The sequence below is a fragment of the Burkholderia sp. AU4i genome, from assembly GCF_000466765.1.
Taxonomy (GTDB): Bacteria; Pseudomonadota; Gammaproteobacteria; order Burkholderiales; family Burkholderiaceae; genus Burkholderia; species Burkholderia cepacia.
Map to the genome: position 1 here is coordinate 104,380 of NZ_ASSI01000063.1, position 14,573 is coordinate 118,952.

Consider the following 14,573-nt stretch of genomic DNA (forward strand, 5'->3'; position numbering starts at 1 on the left):
ATTCATGGAAGAGAAACATCACAGCGCCGTCGGCATCCAGGTGGACGAACACGGCATGCACCTGCCGACACGCACGTCGGTGTCGCGACGCGGACGCATCGTCCTGATCGTGATCGGCGTGCTGCTGGCCGCCGGCGCCGCGCGCACGATCGTCGTCAACGTGCTGAACCGCAACCGGCTCGACACGGTCGCCGAGCAGAACACGCGCCAGTACGTGACCGTTGCGCATCCGGTCGATGCGGCCACCGGCGGCAAGCTGTCGTTGCCCGGCACGCTGCGCGGCTTCGTCGAGGCGCCGATCTATGCACGCGCGAGCGGCTACGTGCTGCGCTGGCAGGCCGACATCGGCGCGCACGTGAAGCAGGGCCAGGTGCTCGCCGAACTCGACACGCCCGAGCTGAACCAGGAACTCGCGCAGGCCACCGCGCAGCGCCAGCAGGCGCAAGCCGCGCTCGCGCTCGCGAAGACGTCGTTCGACCGCGCACAGCAGTTGCGCCAGCGCGATGCCGTCTCGCAGCAGGAACTCGACGACCGGCAAGGCGCGTTCAACCAGGGCACCGCGAACCTCGCCGCGGCCGACGCGAACATGCGCCGCCTCACCGAGCTGAAAGGCTTCCAGCGGATCGTCGCGCCGATCGACGGGATCGTCACGCAGCGCAACGTCGACGTCGGCGATCTCGTCAGCTCCGGCAACGCGGGGCGTTCGCTGTTCACGGTCGTGCAGGCCGACCGGCTGCGCCTCTACGTGCAGGTGCCGCAGGCGTACGCGCAGCAGGTGAAGGTCGGCCAGCACGTGAGCGTCGCGCAGGCCGAGCTGCCGGGCCGGACGTTCGACGGGACGATCACGCGCACGTCCGAGGCGATCGACGTCGCGACGCGCTCGCTGCAGATCGAGATCACGCTGCCGAACCCGGACGGGCGGCTGCTGCCCGGCGCCTACGTGCAGGCCACGTTGCCGATGACGCCGGTCGGCCGCCTGCAGGTGCCGGCCAATACGTTGCTGTTCCGCGCCGAAGGCCCGACGGTCGCGACGGTCGATGCGAACGGCCAGGTGCGCCTGAAACAGGTGACGGTCGTGCGCACGATCGGGCAGACGCTCGAGGTCGACGGCCCGCTCACGCCGAACGACCGTCTCGTCACGAACCCGAGCGACGCGCTCGCCAACGGCGATCAGGTGATCGTCTCGGCGCCGGCCGCGAAGCCAGCATCGAGCGCCGCGGAGGCGAAGTCGTGATCGCGATGCGCATCCGCCGGCGGCACGCCGCCGTCTCCGCCACCGCCGTTGCGCTCGTCGCCGCCCTCGCCGGCTGCACGGTCGGCCCCGACTACCAGCGGCCCGACGTCGTCACGCCGGCCGCGTGGCGGCTCGATCCGGCCGATGGGTACTGGCACCCGGCCGCGCCGGCCCGCGCGCCGCTCGACCCGGCATGGTGGACCGCGTTCGGCGATCCGCAGCTCGACGCGCTGGAAGCCGAAGCGCTGCGCAACAACCAGAACCTGAAGGCCGTCGCCGCGCGCTACGACCAGGCGAAGGCGACGCTCGCGTCGGTCGCCTCGGCGCAGTATCCGGCCGTCGGCCTGAACGCGAGCGGCCAGCGCTTCAAGATCTCGGCCGACCGGCCGCAGACCAACTACGCGACGCAGAGCATGTCGACCGTGCAGAACGACGTCCAGGTCGGCGCGAGCGTCAGCTACGAGCTCGACCTGTTCGGCCGCGTGCGGCGCAGCGTCGAATCGGCGCAGGCCACCACCGAACAGGCGCGCGACGATTTCGCGAACGCACGCCTGGTGCTGACCGCCGATCTCGCGTCGAGCTATTTCGCGCTGCGCGAATTCGACACCGAGATCGACGTCGTCAACCGCTCGATCGACCTGCAGCAGAAGGCGCTCGACTACGTGAGCGCGCGGCACGACCTCGGCGCGGTGTCGGGCCTCGACCTGCTGCAGCAGCGCGCGCAGCTCGACGCGACGCGCACCCAGGCGCAGCTGCTGCTCCAGCAGCGCGTGCAGGTCGAAACCGCGATCGCGACACTGGTCGGCACGCCGGCCCCCACCTTCTCGATCGCGCCGCGCGTCGTGCCGATCAACGCGCCCGCGCTGCCGACCGGCCTGCCGAGCGACGTGCTGCAGCGGCGCCCCGACGTCGCGTCGGCCGAGCGCGCGATGGCCGCCGCGAACGCGCAGATCGGCGTCGCGCGCGCCGCGTATTTCCCGCGCATCATGCTGTCGCCCGACATCGGCTGGGACGCGACGCGCTTTGCCGGCCTGTTCACCGTGCCGGCGTTGCTGTGGTCGGTCGGCGGGTCGCTCAGCCAGCCGCTGTTCGAAGGCGGCAAGCTGAAGGCCGGCGTCGATTTCGCGCAGGCCGGTTATGTCGCCGCGCAGGCCAGTTACCGGCAGACCGTGCTCACCGCGTTCCAGGAGGTGCAGAATGCGGTCACCGGATTGTCGGTGCTCGCCGAGGCCGCGCAGCAGGCCTCCGCGGCCGTCGACGACGCGCGCAAGCTCGTGTCGCTCGCGCAGGATCGTTACGCGGGCGGCCTGACGCCGTTCATCGACGTGCTGACGGCCGAGCAGCAGTTGCTGACGAGCGAGCGGCAGGCCGTGCAGATCCAGGGCCAGCGCGCGGCGCTCGTCGTGTTTCTCGCGAAGGCGCTCGGCGGCGGCTGGGACGGCCAGGCGGCAAGCGGCCCGGCGCCGGCCGAGGTCGCCGCAGCCCCGGCACCGGCGCCAGCGCCCCCGGGCCCTTAACCGGATTACGCGGACAACGGATTCGAACATGAAAGTCCTGATCGTCGAAGACGAACCGAAAGTCGTCGAATACCTGAAGAGCGGCCTGACCGAGGAAGGCTGGGTCGTCGATACCGCGCTCGACGGCGAGGACGGCGCGTGGAAAGCCGTCGAATTCGACTACGACGTGGTCGTGCTCGACGTGATGCTGCCGAAGCTCGACGGCTTCGGCGTGCTGCGTGCGTTGCGCGCGCAGAAGCAGACGCCCGTCATCATGCTGACCGCGCGCGACCGCGTCGACGACCGCGTGCGGGGCTTGCGCGGCGGCGCCGACGACTACCTGACCAAGCCGTTCTCGTTCCTCGAGCTGATCGAACGGCTGCGCGCGCTGACGCGCCGCGCGCGCGTGCAGGAATCGACACTGATCTCGATCGGCGACCTGCGGGTCGACCTGATCGGCCGCCGCGCGACCCGCGACGGCACGCGGCTCGACCTGACCGCGCAGGAATTCCAGCTGCTCGGCGTGCTCGCGCGGCGCAGCGGCGAGGTGCTGTCGAAGACGACCATCGCCGAACTCGTGTGGGACGTGAACTTCGACAGCAACGCGAACGTCGTCGAGACGGCGATCAAGCGCCTGCGCGCGAAACTCGACGGGCCGTTCGCGGACAAGCTGCTGCATACGATCCGCGGCATGGGCTACGTGCTCGAGGCGCGCGAGGACGGCGATACCGAGAGGCCGGCATGAAACGCTCGATCGTCCTGCGGCTGTCGGCGATGTTCGGCATCGTGTCGCTGCTCGTGTTCACGCTGGTGGGCTGCGGGCTGTTCGTGATGATGGAGCGCCAGCTGTTCGCCGAGCTGCGCGCGACGCTCGATACGCGCACCAAGGTCGCCGAGATGATCGTGTCGCACGCGCTCACGTCCGAACGCGGGCGCCTCATGCAGGAAAAGCTCGCCGATCTCGAACCGCCCGACGGCTCGACGCGCTACCAGGTCGACAGCACGAATCCGGATTTCCGGTTCGGCAAGCCCGTCGACGGCGTGCCAGTCGGCGCGCCGTTCGGCGCATTCCAGCGCTACGCGCTGAACGACAGCAGCTACGACGTGATGACCAAGACCGTCACGGTGGCCGGCAACGGCGAGCGGCCGACACTGAGGCTGATCGTCGCCAGCTCGTGCGAGCGCACGCAGCGGATGCTGCGCCGCTTCGGCTGGACGCTCGCCGGGCTGATCGCGATCGCGACGATCATCACGCTGCTGCTGAGCCGCGCGGTGGCCCGCTTCGGGCTCGCGCCGCTCGACCGGCTGTCGCAGGATGCATCGGCCATCAGCCTCGCGAACCGCCGCCAGCGGCTGCACACCGACGCGCTGCCGGCCGAGCTGCGCGACCTCGCCACGTCGTTCAACGGCGCGCTCGATCGCATCCAGCAGACCTACGCGCGGCTCGAGGCGTTCAACGCGGACGTCGCGCACGAACTGCGCACGCCGATCAGCATCCTGATCGGCCAGACCCAGGTCGCGCTGACCAGCCGCGACCGCACCGTCGAGCGGATGCGGCAGACGCTACAGTCGAACCTCGAGGAATTCGAGCGGCTGCGCGTGATCATCAACGACATGCTGTTCCTGTCGCGCAGCGACCGCGGCGAACGGGCAACCGACCTGAAGGACGTGTCGCTCGCCGACGAGGTGCGGCGCATGCTCGATTTCCTCGAAATCCCGCTCGACGAGGCGCAGCTGCGCGCCGAGCTGCACGGCGATGCGCGCGCGGCCGTCGATCCGTCGCTGTTTCGCCGAGCGATGACGAACCTGCTGATCAACGCGATCCAGCATTCCGCGCCCGGCGCGACGTTGCACGTGACGATCACGCGCCGCGACACGCTCGTCGAGATGGCCGTGTCGAACCCCGGCGAGCCGATCGATCCGGTGCAGCGCTCGCACGTGTTCGAGCGCTTCTACCGGCTCGAGGAAGCCCGCGCGAACAGCAAGGAGAACCACGGGCTCGGGCTGTCGATCGTCAAGGCCGTCGCCGAGATGCACGGCGGCAGCGTATTCGTCGCGTGTTCTGGTGGCGTCAATACGTTCGGCTTCTCGGTGTCGACGGAACCCTGCGCGGGCGGACCGCTGCGCGCGGGAGATGCAACCGATGCAACCGGCGTGGTCGACTCCACCGGTTCGCGGCCGGCGCACGCGCCGCGGGCGCTGCACTGAAGGCGGCTGCGCCCGGCGGAGGGCAGTTTTCTTCAATACCGGCACGCGCGGCTTCTTTAGTCTCGATGCGACTTTGACATTCGCATGGAGGCAATCAATGAGCATGCTGGTTTCGATGGCCGCGTTCGCGCTGGCGTCGTCGATCACACCCGGTCCCGTCAACATCGTCGCGCTCAGCGCGGGTGCGCGCCACGGTCTCGGCGCAAGCCTGCGGTATGCGGCCGGCGCGACGCTCGGCTTCGTCGCGCTGTTCCTGCTGATCGGCCTCGGGCTGCACGCGGCGCTCGCGCGCTGGCCGATGCTGACGACGGCCACGCAATGGTCGGGGATCGCGTTCCTGCTCTATCTGGCGCTGCGGCTCGCGCTCGACGACGGCCGGCTGTCGGCCGACCCGGACGTGGCCGGCCCGTCGGCGGCGTCCGGCGCCGCGATGCAGTGGCTCAATCCGAAGGCATGGCTCGCGTGCGTGGCCGCGATGGGCGCGTATGCGGCCGACGGCGACCGCGCGCAGGTCTGGCAGTTCGCCGCGCTGTATCTCGTGATCTGTTTCGCGTCGATCGCGTGCTGGGGGTATGCCGGCGCATCGCTGCGGCACCGGCTCGCGAACGCGCGGAGGATGCGCGTGTTCAACCGGCTGATGGCGCTGCTGCTCGCGGGCAGCGCACTCTTTCTGCTCGACACGTAGGGCGCGCCCCGCCCGGCTCGCCGCTCAGCTCGTCGCTCAACTCGTCGCGCTGCGGTACTGGCCGGGCGTCGCGGCCGCGATCCGCCGGAACGCGCGCTGGAAATGGGCCTGGTCGGCAAAGCCCGCGTCGAGTGCAACGTCGGCGATCGGCCGGCCGCGGCGCAGCTCCGTGCGGCCGTACTGCACGCGGCGGTCGATCAGGAACGCATGCGGCGTCATGCCGTAGCGCGCGTTGAACGCGCGGATCAGGTACGACGGCGACAAATCGGCGGCCGCGCATATCGCATCGAGCGTGACGCCCTCGCGGCAATGCGCGGCGATGTAATCGGCCGCGCGCGCGAGCTTGGCGTTGTCGTCCCCGGCGCGCGGGCCGGGCAGTTCGCGGTCGAGCGCGCCGTGCAGCGCCGTGAAGAATTCGACCGCAGCGCTCTCCTTGCCGAGCGGATCGACCGATGGCGACACGAGCGTGCGATAGAAACCGCCAAATTGCGCGAACAGGTCGTGCCGTTCGGTCAACTTCGGCGAAAAGCCGTGAAAATCGCGGTTCGGATCGCGGCCCAGCGAATGCTGCAGCCGCGCGAGCCACGGCACGTCGACATAGACCATCCGGTACGCCCACGCGTCGGGGCCGTACGGGTTGCACGCATGCACCTGTTCCGGATCGATGATCACCAGCGCGCCGCGCCCGACATGCTCGTGCGTCGCGCCGTTCACGTAGGTGCTCGTGCCGCCGACGATCGCGCCCACCGAAAACGTGTCGTGCGTGTGCTTCGCATAGCAGATCGCGCGGCCGTCGTCGACGGTGCGCGCTTCGATGAACGGCAACGCGGCATCACGCCAGAACGGCGACGGATCGATGGATCGGTTGGCGGTACGGCTCACGCGGCGGGCTCCCGGTTCGGACGGCGAACGCTCACCGTACAAGACTGTGCGGCGCCGCGCAACCGGATCCATCCACTTCGACGCGGGATCTCGCCGTTTCGCCTAAGCTTTGTGTTCCTGCCGCCGCGGCGCACGCGGCGGTTTTCGTTCACTCCTCTCCCGTCACGCTCATGCACATCGATCTGAAAGGCAAGACCGCGCTCGTCACCGCTTCCACCGCCGGCATCGGGCTCGCAATCGCCGAAGGGCTCGCACGCGCCGGTGCGCGCGTCGTCGTCAACGGCCGCAGCGACGCGTCGGTGCAGTCCGCGCTCGCGCACCTGCGCGCGGCAGTGCCCGGCGCAAGCCTCGAGGGCGTCGCCGCCGACCTGTCCGACGCGGCCGGCGTCGCGCGCATCACGCAGCACACACCGGAGGCCGACATCCTCGTCAACAATGCGGGCATCTACGGCCTGAAGGCGTTCTTCGAGATCGACGACGCCGAGTGGGAACATTACTTCCAGATGAACGTGATGTCCGGCGTGCGGCTCGCACGGCATTACCTGAAGGGGATGATCGAACGCAATGCCGGGCGCGTCGTGTTCATTTCGTCGGAATCGGGCTTGAACATCCCGGTCGACATGATTCATTACGGATTCACGAAAACCGCGCAGCTGTCGATCGCACGCGGCCTCGCGAAGCTCGCGACCGGCACCAGCGTGACCGTCAACTCGGTGCTGCCGGGGCCGACGATGTCGGACGGCGTGCGCGCGATGCTGAAGGAAACGGCCGACGCATCCGGCCGCAGCGTCGACGACGTGGCCGTGGAGTTCGTGCGCAGCCATCGTTCGAGCTCGATCATCCAGCGGCCGGCGACGCCCGAGGAAGTCGCGAACCTGGTGGTCTACGTGTGCTCGCCGCAGGCTTCGGCGACAACCGGCGCCGCGCTGCGTGTCGATGGCGGGGTGGTCGATACGATCGCGTAACGGCCGGCGCCCGCGGGCCGCCGCGCACTAGCGCGAAGCGGCCTTGCCCGACTGGAGCGTGCCCTTGCGGTCGGCGTTCATGCACGAATCGAAGCCGTGTTGCGTGACGATGCCGGCCCTGTCGAACACGACAAAATATTCGCGGTGATCGTTGCCGTGCTCGATGAAGTAGTTGTAGCAGACGCCGCTGCCGTTGCGGACCATCCACACGCTGCGCGGGTTGCCGGCCGCGCGGACGACGTCGGCGCGCGTCGCGCCGTGCCGCGACGCGGCCCGCGCGAGCGGCGTGCGTGAATACGAAAATGGCAGCCACGAGTCGAACCACGCGCAGCCGTGCAACATCAGGCAGCTGGCGGCCAGGGACAGCGTCGCTGCGGGACGGGCCATCGAAATCAATCGCATGCTTGAGGAAATCTGCTGCGCCGCGCCGGCGCGATCGAAAGCCCCATGCTACTCGACCTTTGGGTCCGGATCGAAAAGAAATGTAGAGATCTTTATACGAATCCCTGCATGGTCATGCCCGCGCGCCAGCCGGTCGTTGCGGCCCGCGCATGCTTGTACACGCATCGAACCCGCCGCGCCGACGCGTCAAATCGGCACAACGTCGCGCATCGTCACGCGATCCACTCGGCCCACAGCATCGTCAGCACCGTCATCAGCGCGGGGCCGACGAACAGCCCGATCAGGCCGAACGTCTCGGCACCGCCGAGGATGCCGAACAGCACGAGCAGGAACGGCAGTCGCGTGGAGCCGCCGATCAGCACCGGCCGCACGAAATGCTCGGCGACGAACACGACGACGAAACCGAGCACGGCCACCACGACGGCCCACACCGTCGCACCCTGCACGAACAGCCAGAGCGCCGCGCCGCAGAACACGATCGGCGCGCAGAACGGCAGCATCGCGGCGATCGCCGTGACGAGGCCGAGCAGCGCCGCATGCGGGACGCCGGCCAGCGCATACGCGATGCCGAGCAGCGCACCCTCGCCGAGCCCGACGACGACGAGCCCCGTCACCGTGCCGTACACGGCCTTGACCATCCGGTCGATCAGTTCCGCGCCGTTGTGCCCGAACGCGCGCCGCGCGCCCTGCAGCAATGCGCCCGACAGCTTGTGGCCCGCGCGCAGGATCACGAACAGCGTGACGAGCATGAAGCCGAATTCGAGCAGCACATGCGCGACCTTCGTGCCGAACTGCCGCCCGAACGCGAGGAATTTCTCGCTGTTGACGCTGTGCATCGCGCTGGCCGCATGCAGCGGATGGCCGAGATTGGCCTGCCACCATTCGGTGATCTGCGCCGAGCCGTAAGGCAGCCGGCTGACGACGTCCGGCAACGGAATGCCGCTGTCCTGGACCGACTTCAGCCACTCGCGCAGGTCGTGCGCCTGCCCGATCGCCTGGATGGTCGCAACCGCGACCGGCAGCACGACGAGCAATGAGATCGCGGCCGTGATGACGGTCGCGATCAGCGTCGGCCGGTCACGGAACAGCCGGTGCGATTCGAAGCATTTGAGCAGCGGCCACATCGCGATGGCGATCACGCAGGCCCATGCGATGGCGGGAATGAAGTCGCGGATGATCCACAGCGCGAGCACCAGCAGCGCCGCATACAGCACGGCGCGGGCAATCTGCTGCGCGCGCGGCCGTGCGGCGGAGTCGTGAGACGACGGGACATGTGCGCCCATGGCACCTCTGTCGAAAGGAAAAATGGCGGTTCGCGCAGGCAACCGGCCTGCATGAACCGCCATTCTATCCATCGGCGCCGGATCGGCGACGCGCAAGATGCGCGCGCCGTGTCGTCAACGCGGCTCAGGCCGCCTTGTCGGCGATCCGGTAGCGCTCGAGCCAGTGCGCGTACGGCGCGGGCAGCGTCCACGACGGACGCTCGACGCCGAGCTGCCTGGCCGCGTAGTACGGCCAGTGCGGATCGGCCAGATGCGCGCGCCCGACCATCACGAGATCGAGCTGCGCTTCCGCCACCACGCGGTTCGCCAGTTGCGGCGTGTCGATCCCCCATGCGGACGACACCGGCAGCCCGGCCTCGCGGCGCACGCGCTCGGCGATCGGCGCGAGGAACGCCGGGCCCCACGGAATCTGCGCGGCGGGCGTCGAGAAACCGACCGACACGCTCAGCATGTCGAGCCCTTCCCGCTTCATCCGCTGCGTGAGCGCGATCGACTCGGCGAGCGTCTCTTCGTCGCGGCCGTCGTATTCGATCACGCCCAGGCGCGCGGTCAGCGGCAGGTGCTCGGGCCAGACCTTGCGCACGGCCGCGAGCGTGTCGACGAGGAAGCGGCCGCGATTCTCGGCCGAGCCGCCATATTCGTCGGTGCGGTGGTTCGAATGCACCGAGAAGAAGCTCTGGCCGAGATAACCGTGCGCAAAGTGCAACTCGAGCCATTCGAAGCCGAGATCGCGCGCACGCTTCGCCGATGCGACGAAATCGGCCTGCACGCGGGCGATGTCGTCGTGCGTCATTTCACGCGGCACTTTCGGGAGGTGCGCGCCGAACGGCACGGCCGACGGGGCGATGGTCTGCCAGCCGCGCGGGTCGCCTTCGGCAATATGGTCGTCGCCTTCCCACGGGCGGTTCGCGCTCGCCTTGCGGCCCGCATGCGCGATCTGGATGCCGGGCACTGCACCGGCCGCCTTGATCGCCGCGACCGACGGCGCGAATGCTTCGGCCTGCGCATCGGTCCACAGCCCCGCGCAACCCGGCGTGATGCGCCCTTCCGGCGACACGGCCGTCGCCTCGGCGATCACGAGGCCCGCGCCGCCGCGCGCGATGCCGGCCAGATGCACGTGATGCCAGTCGTTGACGACGCCGTCCTCGGCGACGTACTGACACATCGGCGGCACCGCGATACGGTTGCGCAGCGTGACATCCTTGAGTTTGAACGGTTCGAACAGGGCAGACATCCACGGCTCCTTTGCTTGGTTCTGCAAAACGACGGGAAACGCGCCGTGCGGTGCGCACGACGGAACGATTCGGGCCGTCGCCGGACGGCTTGCGCCCGGCGACGAATACGGTGCGGCGCCGGCCCGGCCGGCGCCATCGGCTCAACGGTGGCCGAGTTGCGCGAGCAGCGCCTCGGCGGCGGGCGCCGACGACGCGGGGTTCTGCCCCGTGATCAGCAGCCCGTCGGTGACGATATGCGGCGCCCAGTCGGCGCTGCGTTCGAATTGCGCGCCGTTGGTCTTCAGCATGTCCTCGACGAGGAACGGCACGACTTCCGTCAGTTCGACGGCCGCTTCCTCGCTGTTGGTGAAGCCCGTCACGCGCTTGCCGCGCACGACCGATTCGCCGGTCTGCGGATTCTTCACGTGACGCAGCACGCCCGGCGCGTGGCAGACGGCCGCCACCGGCTTGCCGGCCGCCAGCGCGCGCTCGATCAGGCCGATCGAATGCAGATCCTCGGCGAGATCCCACAGCGGGCCATGGCCGCCCGGGTAGAACACGGCGTCGTAGTCGTCCACGGACACGTCGGCGAGCTTGCGCGTCGACGCCAGTTCGGCCTTGGCCGCCGCATCGGCTTCGAAGCGGCGCGTCGCGTCGGTCTGGGCGGCCGGATCGCTGCTTTTCGGGTCGAGCGGCGGCTGGCCGCCCTTCGGCGACACGAGCGTCAGCTCGACGCCCGCATCCTTGAACGCGTAGTACGGCGCGGCCAGTTCCTCGAGCCAGAAGCCGGTCTTCTTGCCGGTGTCGCCGAGCGTGTCGTGCGAGGTCAGGACAACCAGAATCTTCATGATCGGACACTCCTTCGAAAAGTTGATGGGAACGGGGCCGCATGATCCAAAAACCGGCCGACGCGGCGCGCCTGTCCGTTAGTCAGTTGTGACGCATCATCGTGCGACCCGCGTATCCGAATGCAGTACGCGTCTATTAGACCAGTCGTCTAGAACATTCGAAAATAAAACGACGGCGTCTCGCCGCGCTACCAGCACCACAGCGCGAGATGGCATTTTCGCGCCTTGCTTGCATGCGCCACGGACGTCGCCGCATTCACGAGGACGGATGATAGTCGCGGATTAGACCGGTCGTCTAGTAAATGGGTAATCATCCCTGCCGCCGTCATGGATTTTCTCGACGGGCGCGATCCGTCGGTGTCCACAGGTGCTCGCGCCCCTCGCCCTCATCCCGCCGGCCGGTCGCGCAACGGACCGTCGGTGTCGCCCGCCTCGATTGCCGGCGCCTCGAGCCGGTGCTCGCGCACGCCGTCGCCCAGCAGGCGCAGCATCAGTTCCGCGAGCGAGCGCCCGGACGCGTGGCCGGTCGGCTGCACGACCGCCGTCACACGATGCGGGTGCGCGAGGCCCGGCGGCACGCCGTCGTAGACGATCAGCGACATGTCCTCGCCCAGGCGCAGCCCGCTGTCCACGAGCGCCCGAAACGCGCCGCCGCCCGCGATATTGTTGTCGACCAGCAGCGCCGTCGGCCGCTCGGCGCGCGCGAGCAGCGCCCGCACCGCCTGCAACCCGCCGTCGTGCGTGAACGGGCACTCGACGAGCAGCGCCGGATCCGGCTCGATGCCGGCTTCGCGCAGGGCCGACAGATAGCCTGCACGGCGCTGCGCGGCGAAATTCAGCGCAAGCGGCGCGCTGATCATCGCAATGCGCCGGTGCCCGAAACCCGTCAGCCGGCGCACCGCGTCCCGCGCGCCCGCTTCGTTGTCGAAGTCGAACCACGCATACGGCTCGGCCATCCGGGTCCGGCCGTAGGCCACGTACGGAAACGCGCTCGCCTGCAGGTACGCGATGCGCGGATCGTCGACCAGCGTGCGCGCGACGATCAGGCCGTCGACGAGCTTGCCTTCGACGATGCGCCGATAGGTGTCCAGTTCCGCGTTCGGCCGCGCCGACGCGATGATGAAATCGAGATTGCGTTCCGCGAGCCGCTCGGTGATGCCCGCGACGACCTCGCCGAAACGCGGATCGCCGAGGTCGCCCGCGCCGAACGGATAAACGATCCCGATCATGTCGGCCCGACCGGTCGCCAGCCGGCGCGCGGTCGGGTCCGCCACATAGCCCATTTCCCGCGCCGCCCGCGCCACGCGCTCGCGCGTCGCCTCGCTGACGTCGTCGTAACCGTTCAGCGCGCGGCTGACCGTCGTCCGCGACAGCCCGAGCGCGTCCGACAGCGCCTTCAGATTCACCTTCACCGTCACTCCTCGCATTCGCCGATCCGCCCGGCCGCCCAAACACCGGGATGCACCGGCCGGGTAATTATTTCCAATTGGTAACGATTACCGTCAAATAAATATCTTTTGCGTTCCAAACCGGTTTGAAATAGCATCCAAACCGGTTTGGACATCGATGCCCACTCAGCCGTTCACTTTCACCTTGCCAGGGAACAACGACGAGATGACACACTTTCCCCTTTTCCGCCCGATCGCGACCAAACGTTTGCTCCTCGCTGGCGGCGCACTTGCCGCCTTCGCGTCCGTCGCGCACGCGCAGTCCAGCGGCACGGGCGCGCCCATGCCCACGCCCCATACGCAGCAGGCCTACGATCCCGAAGGCAACTTCACGATGCGCTGGACGCGTGCGGACATCCGCCAGATCGTCGCGCAGTCGCACACCGCCGGCGCCGACAAGAACTCGCTGCCGCAAGCGCTGACGATGCCGGACATCCCGCAGGATTTCCCGCTGATCAACTCGAACGTGTGGGTATGGGACACGTGGCCGCTGGCTGACCTGCGTGCGAACCAGCTCAGCTACAAGGGCTGGGAGGTGATCTTCTCGCTCACCGCCGATCCGCACGCGGGCTACACGTTCGACGACCGTCACGTCCACGCCCGCATCGGCTTCTTCTATCGCCGCGCGGGCATCCCCGCATCGCAGCGCCCCGCCAACGGCGGCTGGACCTGGGGCGGCCACCTGTTCCCGGACGGCGCGAGCGCCAAGGTATTCGGCACCGCACCGATGACCAACAACGCCGAATGGTCGGGCTCCGCGCGCCTCACGAACGGCAGCAACGTCAGCCTGTACTACACGGCGACGTCGTTCAACCGCTCGGCACCCGGCGGCGCGGACATCACGCCGCCGCAGGCGATCATCACGCGCGCCGACGGCAACATCCACGCCGACAACACGCACGTGTGGTTCACCGGCTTCGACAATCACAAGCCGCTGCTGCAACCGGACGGCAACTACTACCAGACCGGCCAGCAGAACACCTACTTCTCGTTCCGCGATCCGTTCGTGTTCACCGACCCCGCGCATCCGGGCAAGACCTACATGGTGTTCGAAGGCAACACCGGCGGCCCGCGCGGCGCACGCACCTGCACCGAGGCCGATCTCGGCTATGCACCGAACGATCCGAACCGCGAAGATCTCAACGCGGTGATGAATTCGGGCGCAGTGTATCAAAAGGCCAACGTCGGCCTCGCGGTCGCGACGAACCCGCAATTGACCGAGTGGAAGTTCCTGCCGCCGATCCTGTCGGCGAACTGCGTCGACGACCAGACCGAGCGCCCGCAGATCTACCTGAAGGACGGCAAGTACTACCTGTTCACGATCAGCCACCGCACGACGATGGCGGCCGGCGTCGACGGCCCGGACGGCGTGTACGGTTTCGTCGGCAACGGCATCCGCAGCGACTTCCTGCCGCTGAACGGCGGCAGCGGCCTCGTGCTCGGCAACCCGACCGACTTCTCCGCACCGGCCGGCGCACCGTATTCGCAGGATCCGAACCAGAACCCGCGCGAATTCCAGTCGTATTCGCACTACGTGATGCCGGGCGGGCTCGTCGAGTCGTTCATCGATGCGATCGGCCCGCGTCGCGGCGGCACGCTCGCGCCGACGGTGAAGGTGAACATCAACGGCACGTCGACGGCGGTCGACCGCACGTATGGACGCGGCGGCCTCGGCGGCTACGGCGACATTCCGGCGAACCTGCCCGCGACGGGCGCCGGACACAACGACGGCAACAGCCAGTGAAGTCGGGATAACCAACCATAACAATCATCGATAAAGGCACGGGGTTAGGGAGGCGCATATCGCGCGTGTCGCGTGCGCGCCTCCGCTTTTTACCTTCCATCCATTGCGCGCACCGCCGTCGAATGCGGCAGGCGCCCTTCTTTCCCGCCTTGCACGGCGAAGCA

At 68.6% G+C, this 14,573-nt stretch carries 13 protein-coding genes; 7 read left to right on the forward strand and 6 right to left on the reverse strand.

What is annotated here, in order from left to right; translation table 11 throughout:
- Nucleotides 1-4: 4 nt before the first annotated feature.
- The 5 genes from L810_RS15505 (at nucleotide 5) to L810_RS15525 (ending at nucleotide 5,623) form a co-directional block, all read left to right on the forward strand.
- Nucleotides 5-1,234: an efflux RND transporter periplasmic adaptor subunit gene (locus L810_RS15505; protein ID WP_021159238.1), complete on the forward strand. Its 1,230-nt coding sequence runs from the start codon at nucleotides 5-7 to the stop codon at nucleotides 1,232-1,234.
- A 5-nt stretch (nucleotides 1,235-1,239) separates the two neighbouring features.
- Nucleotides 1,240-2,751, forward strand: a complete 1,512-nt coding sequence (locus L810_RS15510) for an efflux transporter outer membrane subunit (RefSeq protein WP_081712861.1) — start codon at nucleotides 1,240-1,242, stop codon at nucleotides 2,749-2,751.
- Nucleotides 2,752-2,779: 28 nt separating this feature from the next.
- Complete coding sequence (locus L810_RS15515; RefSeq protein ID WP_021159240.1) at nucleotides 2,780-3,475, forward strand: heavy metal response regulator transcription factor; 696 nt, start codon at nucleotides 2,780-2,782, stop codon at nucleotides 3,473-3,475.
- Nucleotides 3,472-4,938, forward strand: coding sequence for a heavy metal sensor histidine kinase (locus L810_RS15520; protein WP_021159241.1), 1,467 nt, complete (start codon nucleotides 3,472-3,474; stop codon nucleotides 4,936-4,938). The genes L810_RS15515 and L810_RS15520 overlap by 4 nt, the downstream gene beginning before the upstream one ends.
- 97 nt (nucleotides 4,939-5,035) lie before the next feature.
- Nucleotides 5,036-5,623, forward strand: coding sequence for a LysE family translocator (locus tag L810_RS15525; protein ID WP_021159242.1), 588 nt, complete (start codon nucleotides 5,036-5,038; stop codon nucleotides 5,621-5,623).
- 36 nt (nucleotides 5,624-5,659) lie between these two features.
- Here L810_RS15525 and L810_RS15530 read toward each other — a convergent pair whose 3' ends face one another.
- Nucleotides 5,660-6,505, reverse strand: a complete 846-nt coding sequence (locus L810_RS15530) for a helix-turn-helix transcriptional regulator (RefSeq protein ID WP_021159243.1) — start codon at nucleotides 6,503-6,505, stop codon at nucleotides 5,660-5,662.
- Between the two features lie 170 nt (nucleotides 6,506-6,675).
- Here L810_RS15530 and L810_RS15535 point away from each other — a divergent pair, with 170 nt between their 5' ends.
- Nucleotides 6,676-7,470 carry an SDR family NAD(P)-dependent oxidoreductase gene (locus tag L810_RS15535; RefSeq protein WP_021159244.1) on the forward strand — a complete coding sequence of 265 codons (795 nt, stop codon included), beginning with the start codon at nucleotides 6,676-6,678 and terminating at the stop codon, nucleotides 7,468-7,470.
- Nucleotides 7,471-7,497: 27 nt separating this feature from the next.
- Here L810_RS15535 and L810_RS15540 read toward each other — a convergent pair whose 3' ends face one another.
- The 5 genes from L810_RS15540 to L810_RS15560 all read right to left on the reverse strand — a co-directional run bounded on the left by L810_RS15540 (nucleotide 7,498) and on the right by L810_RS15560 (nucleotide 12,644).
- Nucleotides 7,498-7,872: a hypothetical protein gene (locus tag L810_RS15540; protein WP_042974870.1), complete on the reverse strand. Its 375-nt coding sequence runs from the start codon at nucleotides 7,870-7,872 to the stop codon at nucleotides 7,498-7,500.
- A 212-nt stretch (nucleotides 7,873-8,084) separates the two neighbouring features.
- Nucleotides 8,085-9,155, reverse strand: coding sequence for an AI-2E family transporter (locus L810_RS15545; RefSeq protein WP_042974872.1), 1,071 nt, complete (start codon nucleotides 9,153-9,155; stop codon nucleotides 8,085-8,087).
- A gap of 124 nt (nucleotides 9,156-9,279) precedes the next feature.
- Nucleotides 9,280-10,389 carry an NADH:flavin oxidoreductase/NADH oxidase gene (locus L810_RS15550; protein ID WP_021159246.1) on the reverse strand — a complete coding sequence of 370 codons (1,110 nt, stop codon included), beginning with the start codon at nucleotides 10,387-10,389 and terminating at the stop codon, nucleotides 9,280-9,282.
- 141 nt (nucleotides 10,390-10,530) lie between these two features.
- Complete coding sequence (locus L810_RS15555) at nucleotides 10,531-11,217, reverse strand: type 1 glutamine amidotransferase domain-containing protein (RefSeq protein WP_021159247.1); 687 nt, start codon at nucleotides 11,215-11,217, stop codon at nucleotides 10,531-10,533.
- A 386-nt stretch (nucleotides 11,218-11,603) separates the two neighbouring features.
- The gene (locus L810_RS15560) at nucleotides 11,604-12,644 is read right to left on the reverse strand and encodes a substrate-binding domain-containing protein (protein WP_042974874.1); all 1,041 of its coding nucleotides are present in this window, start codon (nucleotides 12,642-12,644) and stop codon (nucleotides 11,604-11,606) included.
- Nucleotides 12,645-12,831: 187 nt separating this feature from the next.
- Here L810_RS15560 and L810_RS15565 point away from each other — a divergent pair, with 187 nt between their 5' ends.
- Nucleotides 12,832-14,409 (forward strand): glycoside hydrolase family 68 protein, encoded by a 1,578-nt coding sequence (locus L810_RS15565; protein ID WP_042974875.1) that lies wholly within the window; start codon nucleotides 12,832-12,834, stop codon nucleotides 14,407-14,409.
- The last annotated feature ends 164 nt before the right edge of the window (nucleotides 14,410-14,573 follow it).

Coding starts and splice junctions, on each gene's coding strand:
- L810_RS15550 (WP_021159246.1), bottom strand. CDS start 10,389: ATGTCTGCCCTGTTCGAACCGTTCAAACTCAAGGATGTCACGCTGCGC.
- L810_RS15510 (WP_081712861.1), top strand. CDS start 1,240: ATGCGCATCCGCCGGCGGCACGCCGCCGTCTCCGCCACCGCCGTTGCG.
- L810_RS15515 (WP_021159240.1), top strand. CDS start 2,780: ATGAAAGTCCTGATCGTCGAAGACGAACCGAAAGTCGTCGAATACCTG.
- L810_RS15560 (WP_042974874.1), bottom strand. CDS start 12,644: ATGCGAGGAGTGACGGTGAAGGTGAATCTGAAGGCGCTGTCGGACGCG.
- L810_RS15525 (WP_021159242.1), top strand. CDS start 5,036: ATGAGCATGCTGGTTTCGATGGCCGCGTTCGCGCTGGCGTCGTCGATC.
- L810_RS15555 (WP_021159247.1), bottom strand. CDS start 11,217: ATGAAGATTCTGGTTGTCCTGACCTCGCACGACACGCTCGGCGACACC.
- L810_RS15505 (WP_021159238.1), top strand. CDS start 5: ATGGAAGAGAAACATCACAGCGCCGTCGGCATCCAGGTGGACGAACAC.
- L810_RS15540 (WP_042974870.1), bottom strand. CDS start 7,872: ATGCGATTGATTTCGATGGCCCGTCCCGCAGCGACGCTGTCCCTGGCC.
- L810_RS15565 (WP_042974875.1), top strand. CDS start 12,832: ATGACACACTTTCCCCTTTTCCGCCCGATCGCGACCAAACGTTTGCTC.
- L810_RS15535 (WP_021159244.1), top strand. CDS start 6,676: ATGCACATCGATCTGAAAGGCAAGACCGCGCTCGTCACCGCTTCCACC.
- L810_RS15545 (WP_042974872.1), bottom strand. CDS start 9,155: ATGGGCGCACATGTCCCGTCGTCTCACGACTCCGCCGCACGGCCGCGC.
- L810_RS15520 (WP_021159241.1), top strand. CDS start 3,472: ATGAAACGCTCGATCGTCCTGCGGCTGTCGGCGATGTTCGGCATCGTG.